The organism is Paenibacillus plantarum, assembly GCF_013141695.1.
Lineage (GTDB): Bacteria > Bacillota > Bacilli > Paenibacillales > NBRC-103111 > Paenibacillus_E > Paenibacillus_E plantarum.
This window is the reverse complement of sequence record NZ_WHNY01000060.1, coordinates 106,411-124,651: the sequence shown is the minus strand read 5'-3', so window position 1 is coordinate 124,651 and position 18,241 is coordinate 106,411. Positions and strand designations below refer to the sequence as shown.

Genomic DNA, 18,241 nt, shown 5'->3' with positions numbered 1-18,241 from the left:
TTATCTCTCCTCTTCATTGGCGGGTTCGATGGGGTCAAAGCCTCTTTCATGTGTCTGAAAGCCGACCGTCGTCAAATAGAACCATTCCCCATTCTCCTCTTGCTCGGCATCTAGTTCATAAATAAGCGCACGGAATTTCCTTAACCATTCGGCATATTTCGCTTTACTCATTTTGACTTCAACCTGCGTCATGATAATCGGCCACTGGGATCGGTCTGGCGATGGAATTTGAAACGCCTCTTCTGGGGCATTAATCGCTCTGTTTCTAGCATGTCCAAGTACACTTAATGTACGTTCTCGGTAATAATTTTCTACCTCCGAAACATACGGGAGCAAGTTCTCTCCAGGCACAAAACCACGTGCTACAGCACGATAAAATTTTTGCACAATGCCATTCTTAAGCTCCGTACGAACAACGCAAATCAAATTATGACGTTCAAGCTCATTCAAATGATAATGCACCTTAGCACGCGCCATCCCTAACAGTTTAGCCAACTGCTGACCCGTATAAGCTTTCTCTATGAGATATAGCAGTACTCTAGCGCGAAGTGGATCACTAATTGTTTTGAGTTGTTCGAGTTCTTCAATGATATAAACAGGCTGCAGTTTCATCGTGGATCCGACCTCCCTCTCCAGTACCAAGATTAACGAATGTACCCAATGCTAGAACGAGTTTTACCCCGAAAAAGCCTTGCTACAAGCGCCTCTTGGTCTTCTTATAATCTCTTAAAGAGATTAATTAAACGACGGTCAAATCTTTTTAACCGTATCATAATGCTAAACAGAATCTATGTCAATTGCGGTTTCAGACTACCTAATGATTCAGTACGAGGCCTTTTTCCATGCGACATTTCACCGCTTTAAAGGATTACCGAAATTAAGCTTTCTACTATGGTAGCAAAAAGGGACGTTTCTGTCACCATTAAAGGTAGAAACGTCACCAATAAATTACCGAGCTAGGCTGTATGGCTCCATTCAATGGAACTCTCTCATCTACGATTGTTTAAAACTAGTAATTCAATAGTACTTCAGATGACAGAAAAGGATTTTTGTCATTTGATAGCGTCGTGTTGGCGGAAGATACGAATGAGGGCCTGGAGGGCTACTCTATCAAATGCTCATAACCAGCAATTTCGACTTACAAAAAATGATTTTTGTCAGTTGTTATTCTTTAACCTAAGGTGGGGATGGATTGATCAACTTTCAATTATTTAAACCGAATTCTTCGGCTAACAGAAAATGATTTTTGTCATTTGATAGCGCTGTGGTGGCGGAAGATGCGAATGAGGACCTGAAGGGCTACTCTATCAAATGTTCATAACCAGCAATTTCGACTTACAAAAAATGATTTTTGTCAGTTGTTATTCATTAACCTAAGGCGGGAATGCGCTGTTCCACTATCACTTACTCAAACCGAGTTCTTCAACTAACAGAAAATGATTTTTGTCAGTTGTTATTCATTAACCTGAGGCGGGAATGTGCTGTTCCACTATCACTTACTCAAACCGAGATCTTCAACTAACAGAAAATGATTTTTGTCACTTGATAGCGCTGTGGTGGCGGAAGATGCGAATGAGGACCTCAAGGGCTACTCTATCAAATGCTCATAACCAGCATTTTCGAATTACAAAAAATTATTTTTGTCAGTTGTTATTCATTAACTAAGGTGGGGATGCATTCTTCAACTTCAATTACTTAAACCGAGTTCTTCCGCTAACAGAAAATGATTTTTGTCATTTGATAGCGCTGTGGTGGCGGAAGATACGAATGAGGACCCGGAGCGCTACGCTACGGGAAAAGCAGCGTGCGCAACGCCGCTGCAGCTTCGCGCGGCGAGCGCGCACCCGCGATGGCGCTCACCACTGCCACGCCGTCCGCCCCTGCGCGGATGACGGCGCCTGCATTCGTGGCATCGATCCCCCCGATGCCCACGAGCGGCAGCTGGATGCCGCCTGCGCGCATCCGCGCCAGTACGGCAGGCCCCTGGACCTCACGCGCATCGAGCTTCGTGCGCGTGGCGTACTGGGGGCCTACGCCGAGATAGTCGGCGCCTTCGGCCAACGCCGACTGGGCTTCGCCCAGATCGTGGGCCGAGACGCCCACGATCATATTCGGCAGCCGCTCGCGCACCGCGGCGGCTGGGGCATCCTCTTGGCCGATGTGGATACCATCTGCCTCAAGCTCTAGAGCGAGCCGTTCATCATCGTTCACGATGAACGGGATCCCGCGCTGCGCGCAAAGGCGGCTCAGCCGCACGCCTAGCGCGAGCAGCTCTGGCCCCTGCAGGGCGCCGGGGCCCTTCTCGCGCAGTTGAAACATCGTGATGCCGCCATCGATGGCGGCTTCCAGCACTTCATACGGGTCAGCCCCGCCACAATTCGGGCTGCCCATCACCAAATACAAACGAAGAGCTTTGCGCAGCTCCTCAGCCTTCAATACGACGCTCATCGCACACCTCGCGTGGTCGTATCTTTGGACTCAGCAGCTCGAACACCCTGCTGATACGCCCAATGATTCGTCGGTCCATGACCGCTTCCGATATGTAATGGCTCCGAAATCGCAGCTTGGATGAAGTTCTTCGCCAACTGCAAAGACGTCTTAGTCGTAAGTCCCTGAGCTAACCCCGAAGTCAAAGCAGCTGCAAATGTGCAGCCTGTTCCATGCGTATGCTGTGTAACTAATCTTTTGGACGTGAACTCCGTAAAGGAAGCTCCATCATACAGCAAATCCGTCGCCTGCTCCGTATTTGCTTCATGGCCACCTTTGATCATCACATGCTTGCAGCCGTATGCATGAATTCGCAAGGCCGCCTTCTGCCGAGATTCTCTGTCCGTAATCAACATCCCGCTAAGCGCCTCCGCTTCAGGAATATTTGGCGTCACCACATCAGCTAGGGGCAGCAAGGAATGAATCATCGCGTCAATCGCCTCTTGCTGCAACAGCGAAGCTCCACCCTTGGCGATCATCACCGGGTCTACAACAATTTGCTCCCATGTATATTTCTTAATCGCCGCGGCTACAATGCGAATAATTTCTCCGCTGAACAGCATCCCCGTTTTGAGCGCATCTGGTCGTAAATCTTCACCAATAGAGGCCAGTTGGCGTTCGACAGCCTCTGCGCTCATTGGATAAACCCCTTGCACACCTAGTGTATTCTGCGCGGTTACAGCCGTAATCACGGACATTCCGTATACGCCTATTTCTTGGAATGTCTTCAAATCTGCCTGAATGCCTGCGCCACCGCCACTGTCCGAGCCGGCTATCGTCAATGCTTTGTAAATCGCCACGGTACTCCCCCCTACTTACTTTTCGCAACTATTCGTCCTAACGGACATGGCAGACGCTATCGTCGCCTATATCGCTATCTCCATAATCTAACGGACACGGTAGTCGTTATTGCAGCTGAATTCTCCAAATGAGCAGGAAATTCGACTGAATAGCGACCTCTGTGTCCGTTAGCTTTTTAAAACTTCATCTATACACCAAATAACGGTCCCTGTGTCCGTTAGCCAAGGGGAGACCAAGACCAAGACCAAGACCAAGACTTAGACCAGACCAGACCCAAAACCCAAAACCTACACCCGACTCAACCCATCCATCGGACTGCTCGCCGACGCATATCGCTTCTTCGGAATGCGCCCCGCTTCAAAGCCCGCGCGTCCCGCTTCGATCGCGAGTTTCATGGCATAAGCCATTTTGACAGGATCCTTCGCCCCGGATACCGCCGTGTTCAGCAGCACACCGTCTGCTCCCATTTCCATCGCCAAAGCTGCATCTGAAGGTGCACCAATCCCTGCATCCACGATGACCGGAACCGTCGCTTGCTCGATGATGAAGCTCAAGTTCAATGGGTTAATGATCCCCTGCCCCGTGCCAATCGGTGATGCACCAGGCATAATCGCATGCACGCCTAGTGCTTGCAGACGTTTCGCTAATAACACATCATCCGATGTATAAGGAAGTACGATAAAACCTTCCTCCAGCAGCATTTCCGACGCTTTCAGCGTTTCCACGGGATCGGGCAGCAGCGTCATTTCATCCCCAATAACTTCGACTTTGATCATGTCGCACAGGCCAGAAGCCTTAGCTAAACGTGCGATGCGGACGGCTTCTTCGGCTGTTTTGGCACCAGCGGTATTCGGCAGCAACGTAAAATTCGACGTGTCCAGCATAGACAAGAAATTCGGCTGACTCGCCTCAAAAATGTTCATCCGACGAACCGCAAACGTCAAAATTTGAGATTCACTAATATCCACCGCTTGTTTTTGAATCTGAAAATCAGGAAACTTCCCCGTACCTAGCAGCAAACGTGAACGAAACTCATATGGACCGATTTTTAACATATCTTTATCCTCCTCCAACGAAATGAACGATCTCGATTTTGTGGCCTTCCGCAAGCTCAGCACCGGCGTGATCCTCTTTATGTAAAATGGCTGCGTTATGCTCAACCACGAGCATTTTGTCGCTTAGGTCGAAATGCGAAAGCAGCTCCACAACGGTCCGAATCGTATCGGGTACGTCAACCTGCTGACCATTAATGTGCAGTTTCAATGCTTATCAATTCCTTTCCTGTCGCTGAAAATGTGTCTTGATCCTGCTGACTCACTCGCGTGGTCTTTGGCGAAAAATCCGGGCTGAAGGCATCCAGCCAAGGGGCTATCGCACTATTTGCATCATTCCCTTGTTTTCCTGCGCCATCTCCGCCCAAAATCCAATCCGCCATCACCTTCCCGGTGATCGGGCTCAGCAGAATCCCGTTGCGGTAATGACCACACGCTGTATACAAGCCCTCCACCATCGGCATTTTGCCGATGTAGGGCAGCCCGTCGGCTGTCTGCGGGCGCAGCCCCGACCAAGCCTTCTCCCACTCGGCATCGCCAAGTGTGGGCATCAGCCCCCTCGCTCGCTCCATCAGCTCGGCGAGACCCGAGAGCGACACCTTGCGGTCATAGCTGTTCGGCACGACCGTCGCGCCGACCACCAGCCGTCCGCCGGCTTTTGGAACGATATAGCACCCTGGCGAGAACAGGGTCTTCTTCAGGAGCGGCTTCGGCGTCCTAACGGAGAAGCACTCGCCTTTCACGGGATACATCGGCAAATCGATGCCGATGCTCCCAAGCAACTGACCGCTCCACGTGCCTGCGGCGACGACGACGTGGTCGCTGTAGAGCGAACCAGCGGCCGTCAGCACGCCGATGACGCGCTCCTGCGCGGTCAGCAGCCCTTGCACCTGGGCGAACGGTTGCACCTTCGCCCCAAGCACCTGCGCCGCCTGCGCGAATGCCGCCGCCAGCAGCGGAGCATCGACCTGCCCATCATCGGGCAGGTACAGGGCTCCGCGCGTCGCTGCGCTCAGCGCGGGCTCTATGGCCGTGGCTTCAGCTGCGCTGAGCCACTGGGCTTTCTCGCCCGCGGCGCGTTGGAGCTTCTCCCGCGCGCGCAGCTCCGCCTCTTGAACGTCGCTGAGCGCGACGTTCAGCAAGCCCTCACGGACGAGACCGATGTCGATGCCCGTGAGTTCTCGCAGTTCCCCGCTCAGCTCGGGGAACATGGCACGGCTTTGGCGCGCCCACTGGAACAGGGCGCCGGTGTCTTCCATCTCGGACTGCGCGCCGAGCATGCCTGCTGCCGCAGCCGAGGCTTCGGTGCTGAGTTGGCTGCGTTCTAGCAGCGTTACGGACTGCCCTCTTTTGGCCAAGTAATACGCGATGGATGTACCGATAACACCACCGCCAACGATGATGACATGGGATCTTGCTGCTGACATTTCGCTCACCTCTATTTATTGAAGCTCATCATGATAGGCCAGAACGGCTCTGAGAGGATCCGCTGCTTCCCATATTCCACTCATCACTGCGATGCCGGATGCTCCTGCATCCAGAACGGACTTTACCCTTGCAGGTGTCATCCCGCCTATCGCAATCACCGGAATATTAACGTGATGAACTAATTGTCTTAACTGCTCCAGGCCCCTAGGCGGCACGCCTTGCTTAGAGTTGGTCGCAAAGATATGACCGAACATGAGATAATCGGCGCCTTCCTTTTCACGCCACATCGCCTCGTCTGCCTGATGCACAGAGACTCCGACGCGCTGTATCCCACGGCAAAACTCATCCTGAATAACTAGAGAAGGCGTCGAGCCTGGAAGCTGAAGCCCCCCTGTTTGCAAGGCTAGAGCGATAGAGGGAAACCCGTTGACGTACAGTCTTTTGGCAGGAACCCCTTGCTCCAATAAGTACTGAACGCCGATAAACACTTCGTCCAAGGACTTCGTTTTCTCGCGAATATGAATCGCTGTGACATACGGGTGAATCTGCGCCGCAATCTTTGCGATCTCGGACCAGGTATGCTTCCCGCCCGATATGACATGCAGTTCTTTCTGTAACACGCAAGGCTCGACTCCTCTCCACGAAATATCACTTCTCTTTAAGCAGCGCCACTCATCCGGACTTAGTAAATAAACACAAAAAAACCACTTTCCTCAGGAAAGTGGTTGTAGGTTGCCTCATCATAAGCAGATATAAAATCGGCTCCAAAGCTCGTTCCACTTTCCTCCGCTGGCATAAACCAGATCAGGTTCAAAGGGTTCAGTCTACACTGTCTCAGCCTCTCGGCGCCCCTAGGGATTCATTCGTATGCAATTACTAATCATCATAGCATGACAGCCAACTCTTGGAAATAACAATTTTCCATTCATCTTACAATCGACCTAGTCTTTCTCAGCTTGCTGAGAATTACGTCTCCTTATTGAAACCATTTCCAAAACTTCCCGTATAGAATATCAGTAAATCTTATATTAAGGGGTGTTTGCCATGGAACCATTTGTACTGCCAGAACCAGATCGACGAAGACCCTCCTCTCTCCCGCCGGGCTTGATGACCAAAATCATTATCGGCCTTGTTATCGTTCTCGCCCTTATTTTCGGTTCTTCCACCTTCTACACCGTACAGGAGCATGAGAAAGCGGCTATTTTAACATTAGGTAAATATACGACCGAGAAGGAAGCTGGGCTTCACTTTAAACTCCCTTTTCCCATTCAACAGGTGATTGTACTTCCTGCCAAAAAGACACAACGGATCCAAATCGGCTTCCGTGAAGTGGGTGGTAAAATCACAACCGTAGAAGAAGAATCGATGATGATTACGGGGGATGAAAATATTTTATCCGCTGATGCCGTGGTGGAATGGAATATCAGTGACATGCGGAACTACTTGTACAATATTGATAATGCAGAACTGTTCCTACGTAACTCCGCGAGTGCAGCAATTCGTTCCGTTATTGGCGCTACAGCGTTAGACTTTGCCATTACAGAAGGAAAAACCGAAGTTCAAGGCAAGGTCAAAGAACGTTTGATTGAGATGCAGTCGAAATATCAGACAGGTATTCATATTGTCGATTTGAAATTCCAAGATATCGAGCCGCCAGCTGGTGATGTACAGAATGCTTTTAAAGATGTCACCAATGCGCGTGAAGAGAAAAATACGAAGATTAACGTAGCGACGAAATACGAAAATGATATCCTTCCAAGGGAGCGCGGTAACGCTCAAGCACTGCTTGAGAATGCCGAAGCTCAGAAGAAATCACGGATTTTGAATGCGCAGGGGGATGTGGCGAAGTTTAATGCCCTGTATGCGGAGTATGCCAATAATAAATCAGTTACAGAGAGCAGGCTTATCATCGAGACGTTAGAAAAAATATTGCCGAATGCCAAAATTTTCATCAGCGACAGCACGGGCGAAACGGTCAAATATTTACCAATTAATGAGCTGTTGCGCACACCTGCTGCTGCAACTGGTACGACTGGAGGGACTGCGAAATGACCTTACAAAGCAAATGGATTATGAGATCCATCCTTGGTGTCGTTGTCGTCATTTTGTTCCTGATTTCCATCTTTATTGTCAAAGAAGGCCAATACCGCGTCGTTCTCAAATTCGGAGAAGCCGTTCGTATCCAAACAGAACCTGGTATTCATTTTAAAATTCCATTCATTGAATCGGTTCGTACGCTTCCCAAATATCAGATGGTGTATGATAGCAAGCCTACTTCCATTTTGACTAAAGATAAAAAACCGATCGAAGTTGATAACTATACGGTATGGCGCATTGATGATGCTCAGCAATTCTTGCGCACGATTCAATCGATCACTGGTGGGGAAGAGCGTATTGATGCCGCAGTGTACAACACCGTTAGACGAAAATTATCAGAGATCAATTACAGCGATATCATTAGCGAAAACACCCAACGTGGTAACTTGAACGACGAGATTACGAAGGAAGTTTCCGAGTTAATGGAGCGCGATAACTACGGGATCCAAATCGTCGATGTGCGCATTAAGCGCACGGATCTGCCGGATTCCAACAAGCAAAGCGTGTACAAACGGATGATCTCTGACCGCCAATCGATTGCGGCGAAGTACTTGTCCGAGGGCGATGAGGAGTCCAAGAAAATCACCTCCAAAGCCGACAGACAGGCAAGCGAGTTGATCGCGCAAGCGCAAGCAGATGCGAAGAAGATCGTGGCTGAAGGCGAGCAAGAAGCGGCTAAAATCTACAACTCCGCTTACGGGCAGGACCCTGCCTTCTACAATTTCTATCGTACACTGGATAGCTACTTAGTCTCCTTCAAAGGGGAGCCAGTCATCATGCTGCCGATCGATTCTCCGTACACGAAAATTTTACTTGGTAAATAATATTGGTTAACGCCGTTAAGCATACACATCCTAGGATGTGTATGCTTTTTACTTTATTTCTCTAGCTGCGGAACTTGGTCACCCACTCCCCATCCTCCGGAATCACAACCTGCTCCAACAACCCTTCCACTACCAATCTCCCCCGCAAGTCCGCTCGCGTCACATGACAGTGATTGATCGCATCCATATGCACGGCGACGATTTTCGTGAATGGTGCGTAGCGGCATAGGCTTACCACATCGTTCGCATCCATGGTGATGGGATCCCCCACTTCGAATTGTGCACCGCCTGCATTAACGACCGTCCAATCTGGCAGATGCGATTCCAACGCTTGCTGTACATCGTCACACCAAATCGTATCTCCCGCGAGATATAGTGTCGGCTCGTTCTCCGCTTTGAACACAAAGCCCGAAACCTTCCCCATCAACTTCCCAATCTCCCCTGTCCCATGCTGCCCATTTGTTCTGAACAAGGTTACTCCCTGAAGTGTAAATGACTCCTGAATGGCCGTTACCGACGTAAACCCTGCAGCCGTAAACGCTCCTTCATCCCCTGGTTGGCACAAGATAGGCGTTGTTTTCGGCAGTGCTTCCGCAGCTGGTCCATCCCAATGATCTCCATGCAGATGGGTCACGATAATCACGTCTGGTTGACCGATTTCCGCTATTGGAAATGGCAGAGGCACAAGTGGATTCCGTCTTGGGTTGGCGGTATTCACAATCGGCGGATTGACCCCTGCATCACTAAACATCGGATCAATGAGACATGTTATTCCAGCGTATTCCAGCCAAAGTGTGGCATGGCGAATGAATTGAAGCTTCATTTTCAAAGCACCTCTTATCTTCTAATTGATGTTCTGCTACAATTGTAAAATAATTGGCGCATAACCCATACCATCTGCTGAAAAGAATAACCGATTTTCCATTTCATTGTGAAAGGAATTCAACACGTGCTAAGCAACCCACCGATCGATGAAATCGATTTACGTATCTTACAGCATTTACTGCAAGATGCCACTCAGTCGCACAAAGCCATTGGCCAACAGGTTCATCTAACTGGCCAAGCGGTCGGCGCACGTATACGTAAGCTCCAAGATCTCGGTATCATTACCGGTTACACCGTGAACTGGAATCCCGAGAAAATCGGTCAGGTCGTGCATGCGTTTATCGTTGTTTTTATGAAATCTAACACTGCTCATCAAGCATTCCTCACTTATATTCAACATCAAGAAAGTGTTGTAGAGACGCACCGTGTCAGCGGCGAAGGCTGCTACTGGATGCGAGTTCGCGTTCATACGCCACTTGAACTAAATGCGTTCCTGGATGAGCTTCTTATCTATGGCAATTACAAAGTCAGTCTTTCCATCGGTCAAGTCAAATAGCAGCCTGCGCTTCAAACTGGTCACGAAAGGATGTTCACCTAGATGCTGCCTCAATTAAATCGTCAATTAGAAAAGATTTTGCCGCTGATCACACCCATTAGTGTTCTTATCGGGGTTCTACTTGGAAGTCACTTGTCAGGATTTACTTATTTGTCGCCGTGGTTGTTTGCTTTCATGACTTTTTCGGGGAGCATCGCTTCGAGCTTCAAAGAGTTCATCAAAGTCGTCGTTCAACCACTGCCTCTTCTCACGACTTTGTTCATTTTGCATGTCGGGATGCCGCTGATCGCGCTCGGACTGGGTCATGCTGTCTATAGTCACGAACCGCTGACGATTACGGGACTTATTTTGGCCGCAGCCATTCCAACAGGGATTACAAGCTTCGTGTGGGTGGCCATTTATCGAGGCAATATTGTATTAACGTTGTCGATCATCCTGATGGATACGATTCTTTCACCCTTTGTCGTACCGTATACGCTATCTGTACTGGTTGGCACCAAAGTGCAGCTCGATACGTTTGCGATGATGAAAGGCTTGTTCTTCATGATCGTCGTTCCTTCTCTCATTGGGATGGGGCTGAATCAATGGACGCGCGGGAAAATTAAGGAGCAATGGGGAGGACGTTTAGGTCCTTTTTCGAAAATATTCATGGGCATCGTCGTTGCCATTAACAGCTCCGTCATCGCTCCGTATTTGCGTGACTTTAACGCAAAACTGCTCGGTTTGGCAGGATTTGTGCTTCTCGTGGCCTCCCTTGGCTACATGATCGGTTGGCTTGTCGCTAGATTGTTCCGCTGGGAACAAGATGTCGTGGTTGCCCTTACTTTTAACAGTGGTATGCGTAACATTAGTGCGGGCGCGGTACTCGCTGTAGCTTATTTCCCGCCACCCGTGGCGATCCCTGTCGTGCTTGGTATGCTATTCCAGCAATCCCTTGCTTCCCTCTTCGGCTTTCTATTGAATCGGAAATATGCCTTGAAAAGTGATACGCCAAGCTTACATGTTAATGGTGTTAAACAAATGTAAAAAAGACTGCTCAGCAATCGCTGGCAGTCTAAACGCTCCTCTTTATTTCGAAAGGCGAGTAAACATCACATACGAATAGATTACCGGAATGAAGGAACTAATGACGATAGCAGCTATAAATATGCCAATCGCAATTGAGCTCGTTAAAAACGCTGCAACGAAGGCAACAATCCCGCCAATCATCATCAGCGGACCTCCCAAACGATGCGTCTTTCTCCAAATTTCTTCGTTAGCGAGTGTCCATGGTGTCCGTATGCCGAACGTATAGTTGGGCTTCACTTGTGTTAAAAAGTTCCCCATCACAGCAAACAGCACGCCCAGCAATATCATCGTTATTTTCTTAAAGTCCAGGCTGTAGCCCAAGTTAAAGACAATGATCGCCCAACCTACGATAGCTAAAAGGATCGTAACCCCGAACCGCGTCACCTCAAATGCTACAGGGAATTTCTCGAAATTTGCTTTCTTCGGATCGATCGCTCTCATAGCCCGCATGAACAGCGGCAGCAGACCGAGCAACACCAGCATGAGCAGTGACATTTCTTTGCTCATCGTCCCGTTCACTTCATTATTAACGCCAAAATGGCTCGCCATCGTGTCCGGAAGACGGTTATACAGAATGAAGCCCCCGATCGCTGGGGAAAGGCTAATCACAAGTAACAAAATCTCCTTCCATTTTTTCATGACGATTCCTCCTCATCTTTTTTGTTAAGTATGTTAAACATCCATCCGATGACGTCTTCAACAACCGTGGTATGCAAGGTATACAGGATATGTTGTCCATGACGTTCATCCATCACCAATCCAGCCTGTTTAAGCAGGTTCAAATGATGCGATATGCTCGGCTTACTAATCTTGAAATGATCAGCAATATCGCCAGCATTCATACTCTTTTCTCGCAGCAGTTGCAAAATTTCACGACGAGTCGGGTCCGCCAGCGCTTTAAATGCCTCATTCAAATGGAAGCTCCTCCTTATTTAGATATTTATCTAAATGTATAATAAAATAGTACCTCCTTTTTCCCCACCTGTCAATTGGCATGTGTCCTCATTTGCTTTGGCTAGGCAAGCTAGTGACTTTAGAATTGAGTTTCCAAATTTAAAAGCACCACCAAGCCGTAAAAAATCTACGTCTGGCGGTGCTTCCGCTATTCGAATTGAATCTATTCAATAACTTTCTCACTAACCTATTCTACTTGCTCTTCTGTGCCAACAGATTCAACAGAACCGTTACAGCCTCTGCTTTTGTCGCATGATCATTAGGAGCGAATAGATTCTTTTCCCTCCCTTGCACGATGCCCGCTTGCTTCACGTAAACAACTCTCGATTTCGCCCACACTGGAATGTCCTTGTCATCTGCGAAGCCGGTTGTTGTAGCTACTTCGTTCGACTGACCCAAAGCGCCAGCAAACATCGCTGCCATCTCAGCACGCGTGATTTGCGCATCTGGATGGAATGTGCCGTCCTCATAGCCGTTAATCACGCCAGCTTGTACCGCCTGCGCTACTGCTTTCTGCGCCCAAGTTCCAATCTTCGAGCTATCTGCGAAAGTCAGCGCCGCTCCTACAACTTTCGGCTTCAACGTATTCATCAGCATAACCGTAAATTCCGCACGCGTTACGGCATTCTCAGGCTTGAACGTGCCGTCGGGATAACCAGAGACGATTCCGTCGCTTACAGCTTGCTTAATGTTGGCCTCAGACCAGTGTCCGGCGATGTCAGAAAACGCTACTGGAGTTACTGCATCTGTTGGCCTTGCTGAAGTTAATACTGCAAATTTCGTGAAATGGTTGGTAGAACCAGTCACGGTCCCTGTATCCTTATCCACTTGGATGTTATCTAACTGAATCCATTCCTTGGTCTCTTCGTTTAACCAGTAGATGCTAACTATTGATGTTTCGAAATCAACATTTTTAATATCAAATGGTAATTTGATCGTTACCGCTTTGGTAAATTTACCATCTTTGTCTTTCGTGATTTCATAAACATCACCAATCAACTTCAATGTTGCATCCTTCGGTAGGCCAGTCGTACTTGATGCTTTATTTACAGTTACTTTAAAGTTGCTAGCAAATGCACCTTCAGGAAAATCGATTGTTACTCCGTTGATTGTTTCAGTGCCCCCAATGGATGCAATAATTGTAGCAGAATTGGAAGAACCTCCTCCGCCTCCACCAGTTGTTAGTGTTGATGTTGGTGTTGCCGTATAGCTGACAAATTTAGTGAAGTGCTTCGTCCAAATAACTAAGTCGCTTCCAGAATCAATCTTGCCTTCCCCACCAGCTGGCAATGCATCGCCAACAGCTTGGCTATCTGTGGTTAGCACAGTTGTAATAGGTGTTACTATGGTATTGCCTGCACTAACAAAACCGACATTTGTGCCTGATTGACCAGGCAAAACTATTCTTACTGCCTTATCGAAATATAATGAATACGCTGATGATCCCACTTCAATAACCGCATTAACAGTTCCATTGGTTGTTACACTGTTAATTGCGTGTGCTTGAGGCAAGTTGATAATTCCATTCCAGCCTGCTGGGGCTGTAACTGTCGTTCCACTAGGTATCGTAACGCTGACGTTACCCAATGATGTAGTTGCTGTTACTTCCACTAAAGGGAGAGTTACATGTGCAGTCGATCCAATGATGGTAGGTTCAGCTTGTATACTTGCATTCACCCCTGCCGGTGCTGAAATGTTTAAAGGTTCATTGGTTACTGGAATAGGTGCTGCTGTTGCAATAATCTTCTCGCGGTTCATTATGAGATTATACGTGTTACTTGTGCCATTCTGTGCAGTTACTACAATCTGAATTGGGTTATTCCCAACAATCAGATCTGATGTTTTATAAGAATACACATTGCCTATTACTGTGCTATATACGGCACCTGTTTCCGTTTTATATACAGAACCCGTAACTGTGAGAGTTTGGTTTGACTCTGCTTTGGTTACGTTAAAATTGAGACTAGTAACGGAGTTAGGTACGTCCACCGTATAATCAAGTTGCGATGGCGAAACTGCTATCGCAACTTGATTTACTGTCAAGCTAGCCAGCAACGCATTGGTGCTTGGTGTTGAACCGCTACCTTCGCTGCCTCCACCTCCAACCGCTGGGGATACCGTTACTGTTACGGTATAGTTCTGTATAGTGCTGTCAGCAGCTACGACTGTATACGTAATTCCGCTTGTGAAATTCTGCGGTGTTGTTCCACTCACTTGTACAGTGCTTCCTAATTTTACGCTATCACCTGTCGATGTAAAAGTAGGGACGAGCGCAGTGACATCCGTTCCGTATGGGACGGTCAGTGCGATTGTTTTGTTAGTTTCGTCAATCGTTCCATTTACCGCCGGATTCAAGCCCGCAAAGCTAAATGCTGTAATTGCTTTCGCAGAGTTCGCCAATCTAAACTCAATTTCCTTTATCGCGTTCCAACTACTTGCACTATTGCCCTTGCAGAGTATTCTGAAGTATTGAGCGGTAGCAGGGACTTCCAGAAAATATTCCTGGCCCTCGCTCAAGCCGTCTCCCTCACCGGAAAATAAGGTACTGTAGTTTATTCCATCCGTGGACGACTGGATATCAAAGTATGACCGACGTGCGGTTGCTTTATTAAAATGCATATATACGGAAGCTATCGTTTGTGGCTTTCTGAATTCATATGATATCCATTCGGCAGTGCCTTCCGCGGACCATAGGGTATCCGGATTACCGTCATATGAAAGGTAGGGATAGGTTTCCTCAAAAACCTTGCTTGCTTTGCTGCTTATAATTTGGGCAACCCCTTCCTTGAGCGGGCTTGGCGGGTTTGTACCGCTTCTGTTGAACGTAATGTGTACGCCACGCCCAAATGGATCCCAAACTACCTGAGCATCCATTGCTTCTGAAATAAAGCTTGCAGGCATCATAAAACTGCCGTTTATCAGCTTCGCAGGGGCTTCCAGCAGCTTTGCCTCACCGTCGATATAAGCTGTAGCGGAATTATTAGTCAGCTTTATTGTTTGGTTTCCGTTAACCGCCGTAGCGCTTAACGTTGCCTCGTCCCACGAATAGGTTGCCTTCATGTTCTCCAATACTTCCCGCATAGGCACAAAAACAACGTTATTTTGTATAGTCGCGGAAGCAGCGGAATACAAGAACATGTTATTAATTTTAATATCAATACCTTCATGGTCTGGTCTTTGCTCCGGAACGACAGGCTTGTCGGCGTTGCCACTGACATAATTCAATGTATAATGGCCCGCAGGCGCCGTGAAATATATCATCCCTCCATCAGCCGTAGCAATTTGCTCGCCAATAGCAGCGTTATCCACCGTTACCGCCCAGGTTCCTTCCTTCAGACCGGCAATGTTCACCTTCAAAGCGGTGTCGCTGCCATAAACATCAAAGGTAACCGTTTGATCCAAACGCGCGGAATCTTTGGCAAATATAGCAACTTTGTCAAAGATCTTCGCACCCGCGACAACGTCAGTTTCAATAAGATTCGCATTTTCAACTGCCAAATTCTTGTCTGCATCGCCAACATACATGACATTCAGGAAGTAGTCTGTCTCATTCTGAGACGAAGGTGAAATTTCAACCCTTCCCCATCCTGCTTCCGTACTATTTTTCACCGGGTCTATTGTGGTCTTAAGCGGATAGTTACTACCACCGATCAAGTATTCTTTATTGGGACCGCCCAGCTTATCGATCAATGGATTTTTGGGCAAAAGCGTCTGGTTGGTCAGCATACCATTATATCCTTCCGTATTGCGTTTGATAACGGTTACATTCCCATCAATCTCCGGTTCTTGCTGAGAATGCAAGAGGAATGTCTTTTTGAAAGCAGGATCGGAAGATTTAATCTTATCCATTACGATAAAAGCGGCAGGGTGATCCGCATTATCCAAGGGCAGAAACATCATGGATCTTAGAACCTGCTTAACTTTGTCAGAGTACGCTTTGGTTATATCGCCCGATAGGTACGTATAATCCGGTTTTACAGGATCAGGGCCAAATTCATGTCCTGTCACAACACCCATCTCGTACTTTCCGTCCTTCATCCACTGACTCAAATTGCCTACTTCTCCGCCTGGAGTCCGTTGTCCGCCGGAATTTACAATACTGCCTGACATTTGTTCATTGGGATCGTAGATTAGAAGCGAATTATGCGCAATGGTTTGTTTATTGTAATTCAAATCATGCGGTGTGTTATAAGAATCATAAAATCCCGATTCCGACGCAAGAATTCCCTTGTAATAAATCTGGAAGTTGCCAACATCCAAATGATTGTGATTAGCCGCCCACTGCTCGCCAATCTTCATAAAGGCCATTACATCGGGAGCATTTATGCCATCGTTCCAGCCTGTTCTGGCAACCATCTGCCCAACGGGCGAGCCAAAATACTTAGTCAGCGGCAACCCGGACAAAGGCTTTACCCCCACAGCTGGATCATTGAAAAGGAGTACTTGGACAGGCGTAATCGTGAAGTTGGAATAGGTGAATGTACTTAGTAAAGGGTTCTCTCTCAATAGCTCCTTCTTGAGATAAGGGTCTTTGTAGAAGTTGGCCGCATGAAGTAGAGTTGGAGACAATATGTTCCAATACGACCCTCTGGTTCCGCCTTCGTTATATTCATCGCCTTCCCGCAACAATTGTCCATCCGGACGCCGGGTATATATCCACTGATAAGAGGTAAGCCCCGCGTCCGGAACATAGATGGTGTCCCCGCTCATTCTATTGATAATCCATTGGCTCCAGAGATCCCAATCATAGCGGTATGGGCCGTATGCGCTGCCTTGATGCTGGGTATTGGAGGTTGCCCAGTAATTTCTCGCCTGCGGCCAATAAGCAAAGAATCTGCCGCCCACATAGTTATAGATATCAGGATACTCATCGTATGTGGCAATACCGAAAGATAAAAGGTCGCGTTGCAGTTGCGCCTCACTTCCATGGCCAGTTACTGCCCCTTGCTTATTAGGCGGCCAGCCTATTTCCATGCCTGTGATTGTACCGCCATCGGCATTTGCAGCAATGTGTTCGCTTCCCGCAACAATTTCTTCCTTGTCCTCCTTCGTCAGAAGCGGATAGCACCAATCATATACCTGTGATGCAGTGAAGATTACTTGACCCATGGGACGCTCCGGGTCCGGGTTATAATTTTTAAAAGTAACGGTTTTTAGCACATTCTTCATCATAGACAGTGCTTGCCTGCCATATGCCTCATTACCGTTGATTGCATACTCAAAGGCCTTTGCTTCAATTACTCCCAAAAGCTTTCCATCAAAGTTATAGCTGCCCGGTTTATCCGGTAAATTGCCGTCTGATGTATTTGCAAGAAGCTCATTGTACGCTGCAACAGCCGCTCCGTTTTCTGCCGCTGCCAAATTGGCCCTCAGAGTTGGGATATCACTCGTTTTGAACAGTAATCGGGGATGCTCAGCTGGAGGAGTGATAGGAGGCATAGGATAAGCATTCGGATTCAACGGGGTCCGTGCACCTACTACAATAGGGTCTGGCAAAGTCCCCATGCCGCTTGGGGTAAAGTTGGCCACCGCTGTAACAATAAATTTATCAATTTTTGCTCCGGTTTCACGGGGAAGAATTCTGTAGCTGTAGGTCTGCCCTTCAACCAGCGAACCGAAGGTGTCGTATTTTACCCAAACATAGTCGTTAGTGTCTTTGGAGATGGGAGGTGGGCCCATATACTTATAATCGCCTCCGTTTATAGATGCCCATTGTGAGTCACAAGAGGCGCTAATGCATACATATCTCATCCATATCTGATATTTCCCGGCCATGTCCGGTGTTATTTGAAACTCCAAACCGCCAGGATCACTGGCCACTGGTGTTGGTGCTGGTGCTGGTGGTTTGACCTCCTTACTCAATAGGATAGCTTTTCCACCTGATGCATATGTTGTATTAGTAACAGTAACATAAGTTGTATTAATGGAAGTATCTTCCGCTTCGAACATTACTGAGCCATCAGTGGTATGGAATAACGGGACAACTGCAGGAACTATTGCACCGGAAACGGGTATAACACCAGTAAACATGGATACAACGAGCGATAAAAATAGAAGCATATTTAACGCCCTTTTTGCTATTTTCATTATCTTTCCTCCATTTCATTGATTGCATGCGCTTACATACTTTTTGTTGAACGATGCTCTAC

Annotated in this window: 15 protein-coding genes and 1 riboswitch; of the genes, 4 read left to right on the top strand and 11 right to left on the bottom strand. The window is 47.9% G+C overall.

Translation table 11 applies throughout. The features are described from left to right. The 7 genes from GC096_RS18745 to GC096_RS18715 form a co-directional block, all read right to left on the bottom strand. Positions 1-612 carry an ArsR/SmtB family transcription factor gene (locus GC096_RS18745; protein ID WP_056608195.1) on the bottom strand — a complete coding sequence of 204 codons (612 nt, stop codon included), beginning with the start codon at positions 610-612 and terminating at the stop codon, positions 1-3. 1,176 nt (positions 613-1,788) lie between these two features. Further along, positions 1,789-2,448 (bottom strand): thiamine phosphate synthase, encoded by a 660-nt coding sequence (thiE, locus tag GC096_RS18740; protein WP_171632291.1) that lies wholly within the window; start codon positions 2,446-2,448, stop codon positions 1,789-1,791. Further along, positions 2,445-3,287, bottom strand: a complete 843-nt coding sequence (thiD, locus tag GC096_RS18735; RefSeq protein ID WP_171632289.1) for a bifunctional hydroxymethylpyrimidine kinase/phosphomethylpyrimidine kinase — start codon at positions 3,285-3,287, stop codon at positions 2,445-2,447. The genes thiE and thiD overlap by 4 nt, the downstream gene beginning before the upstream one ends. A gap of 288 nt (positions 3,288-3,575) precedes the next feature. Continuing rightward, entirely contained in the window at positions 3,576-4,343 is a 768-nt protein-coding gene (locus GC096_RS18730; protein ID WP_171632287.1) for a thiazole synthase, read from the bottom strand. Positions 4,344-4,347: 4 nt separating this feature from the next. Continuing rightward, positions 4,348-4,551, bottom strand: coding sequence for a sulfur carrier protein ThiS (thiS, locus tag GC096_RS18725; protein ID WP_171632286.1), 204 nt, complete (start codon positions 4,549-4,551; stop codon positions 4,348-4,350). After that, positions 4,535-5,767 (bottom strand): glycine oxidase ThiO, encoded by a 1,233-nt coding sequence (gene thiO, locus GC096_RS18720; RefSeq protein WP_171632285.1) that lies wholly within the window; start codon positions 5,765-5,767, stop codon positions 4,535-4,537. Before thiO ends, thiS begins: the two co-directional genes overlap by 17 nt. A gap of 15 nt (positions 5,768-5,782) precedes the next feature. Then, positions 5,783-6,388 (bottom strand): thiamine phosphate synthase, encoded by a 606-nt coding sequence (locus GC096_RS18715; RefSeq protein ID WP_171632283.1) that lies wholly within the window; start codon positions 6,386-6,388, stop codon positions 5,783-5,785. A 144-nt stretch (positions 6,389-6,532) separates the two neighbouring features. Continuing rightward, a riboswitch (TPP riboswitch) is annotated at positions 6,533-6,631 on the bottom strand. 181 nt (positions 6,632-6,812) lie between these two features. On the opposite strand from GC096_RS18715, the gene hflK reads away from it, so the two are divergent. Then, a complete protein-coding gene (hflK, locus tag GC096_RS18710) occupies positions 6,813-7,820 on the top strand; it encodes an FtsH protease activity modulator HflK (RefSeq protein ID WP_171632281.1) in 1,008 nt (335 codons plus the stop codon). Then, complete coding sequence (hflC, locus tag GC096_RS18705; RefSeq protein WP_246302832.1) at positions 7,817-8,689, top strand: protease modulator HflC; 873 nt, start codon at positions 7,817-7,819, stop codon at positions 8,687-8,689. Before hflK ends, hflC begins: the two co-directional genes overlap by 4 nt. Positions 8,690-8,750: 61 nt before the next feature. On the opposite strand, the gene GC096_RS18700 is transcribed toward hflC, so the two are convergent. Then, positions 8,751-9,512 carry an MBL fold metallo-hydrolase gene (locus GC096_RS18700; protein WP_171632279.1) on the bottom strand — a complete coding sequence of 254 codons (762 nt, stop codon included), beginning with the start codon at positions 9,510-9,512 and terminating at the stop codon, positions 8,751-8,753. 126 nt (positions 9,513-9,638) lie between these two features. Between GC096_RS18700 and GC096_RS18695 the strand changes: the two genes are divergently transcribed. Further along, positions 9,639-10,070, top strand: coding sequence for an Lrp/AsnC family transcriptional regulator (locus tag GC096_RS18695; RefSeq protein ID WP_171632277.1), 432 nt, complete (start codon positions 9,639-9,641; stop codon positions 10,068-10,070). Between the two features lie 42 nt (positions 10,071-10,112). After that, the gene (locus GC096_RS18690) at positions 10,113-11,096 is read left to right on the top strand and encodes a bile acid:sodium symporter family protein (RefSeq protein WP_171632276.1); all 984 of its coding nucleotides are present in this window, start codon (positions 10,113-10,115) and stop codon (positions 11,094-11,096) included. A 42-nt stretch (positions 11,097-11,138) separates the two neighbouring features. On the opposite strand, the gene GC096_RS18685 is transcribed toward GC096_RS18690, so the two are convergent. The 3 genes from GC096_RS18685 to GC096_RS18675 all read right to left on the bottom strand — a co-directional run bounded on the left by GC096_RS18685 (position 11,139) and on the right by GC096_RS18675 (position 18,179). Then, positions 11,139-11,777 (bottom strand): SdpI family protein, encoded by a 639-nt coding sequence (locus GC096_RS18685; RefSeq protein WP_171632274.1) that lies wholly within the window; start codon positions 11,775-11,777, stop codon positions 11,139-11,141. Then, positions 11,774-12,052: an autorepressor SdpR family transcription factor gene (locus GC096_RS18680; protein ID WP_056608162.1), complete on the bottom strand. Its 279-nt coding sequence runs from the start codon at positions 12,050-12,052 to the stop codon at positions 11,774-11,776. The genes GC096_RS18685 and GC096_RS18680 overlap by 4 nt, the downstream gene beginning before the upstream one ends. A gap of 232 nt (positions 12,053-12,284) precedes the next feature. Then, positions 12,285-18,179: an S-layer homology domain-containing protein gene (locus tag GC096_RS18675; RefSeq protein WP_171632273.1), complete on the bottom strand. Its 5,895-nt coding sequence runs from the start codon at positions 18,177-18,179 to the stop codon at positions 12,285-12,287. Between the last annotated feature and the right edge of the window lie 62 nt (positions 18,180-18,241).

Bases quoted from the DNA above. Each gene is read 5' to 3' on its own strand.
- GC096_RS18745 (WP_056608195.1), bottom strand. From the start codon at position 612: ATGAAACTGCAGCCTGTTTATATCATTGAAGAACTCGAACAACTCAAA.
- thiE (WP_171632291.1), bottom strand. From the start codon at position 2,448: ATGAGCGTCGTATTGAAGGCTGAGGAGCTGCGCAAAGCTCTTCGTTTG.
- GC096_RS18730 (WP_171632287.1), bottom strand. From the start codon at position 4,343: ATGTTAAAAATCGGTCCATATGAGTTTCGTTCACGTTTGCTGCTAGGT.
- thiO (WP_171632285.1), bottom strand. From the start codon at position 5,767: ATGTCAGCAGCAAGATCCCATGTCATCATCGTTGGCGGTGGTGTTATC.
- hflK (WP_171632281.1), top strand. From the start codon at position 6,813: ATGGAACCATTTGTACTGCCAGAACCAGATCGACGAAGACCCTCCTCT.
- hflC (WP_246302832.1), top strand. From the start codon at position 7,817: ATGACCTTACAAAGCAAATGGATTATGAGATCCATCCTTGGTGTCGTT.
- GC096_RS18700 (WP_171632279.1), bottom strand. From the start codon at position 9,512: ATGAAGCTTCAATTCATTCGCCATGCCACACTTTGGCTGGAATACGCT.
- GC096_RS18690 (WP_171632276.1), top strand. From the start codon at position 10,113: ATGCTGCCTCAATTAAATCGTCAATTAGAAAAGATTTTGCCGCTGATC.
- GC096_RS18685 (WP_171632274.1), bottom strand. From the start codon at position 11,777: ATGAAAAAATGGAAGGAGATTTTGTTACTTGTGATTAGCCTTTCCCCA.
- GC096_RS18675 (WP_171632273.1), bottom strand. From the start codon at position 18,179: ATGAAAATAGCAAAAAGGGCGTTAAATATGCTTCTATTTTTATCGCTC.